This window comes from Rhodococcus sp. BS-15 (genome assembly GCF_000813105.1).
Taxonomy (GTDB): domain Bacteria; phylum Actinomycetota; class Actinomycetes; order Mycobacteriales; family Mycobacteriaceae; genus Rhodococcoides.
Window position 1 is genome coordinate 1 of record NZ_BAOX01000625.1, and the last position, 684, is coordinate 684.

2 protein-coding genes are annotated in these 684 nt (G+C 68.7%); both read right to left on the reverse strand.

The features are described 5' to 3' along the window. Window positions 1-349: glycosyltransferase (locus RHBS_RS28335; protein WP_128646954.1), on the reverse strand; the 349-nt coding region annotated here is incomplete at its 3' end. Between the two features lie 34 nt (window positions 350-383). After that, window positions 384-684: sugar nucleotide-binding protein (locus tag RHBS_RS28340; protein WP_145977679.1), on the reverse strand; the 301-nt coding region annotated here is incomplete at its 5' end.

Genomic DNA, 684 nt, shown 5'->3' on the forward strand with positions numbered 1-684 from the left:
CGAGGGCACCTGCCCGTGGCCACCGCGCCGCGGCGTCGAGCAGGCCGTCGAGCGATCCGGGATGCCACCGCACGTCGGGATTGGCCACGACGACGAACTCGATATCGGGGTCGATCTCGGCCACCGCGCGATTGACTGCCGCGCCGTAGCCGATGTTCGCGCCGGTTCGCAGCAGCTCCGCCTCCTCGAACGCGACCTCGGCTGCCTCGGGCGTACCGTCGACCGAGCCGTTGTCCGCCATGATCACCCGAAGGGGACGCGTCGTCGCCTCACGTAGAGACGTCAGGAACTGGTCAAGGTATTCGCCGGGTGAATAGGTCACCGTCACCACGGCCAGCTCGGAACTCACGCGGGCAAGACTAGCCCGATCTCGCGTCGACCCCTCATGTCGACTGCGTCAAGGCTGCTGTCAACGCGTCCGACCACGGCCGCGCCGGCGTCAAACCGGCCTCGACCCACGCGGTCGGTGAGAGCACCGAGTACGCGGGGCGAGGTGCCGGAACCACGTACTCGGCACTCGAGCACGGCTGCACTCGCTCGGGATCGGAACCGATCCCCGCGAACACCGCGCGTGCGAGGTCGAACCAGCTGGCCTGCCCCGCATTGGTGTAGTGCAGCGTTCGCGCGCCCACAGCAGGGTCGGCTTCGATCTCGAGCAGGCCCGACGCCAGATCGAGGGCGAAC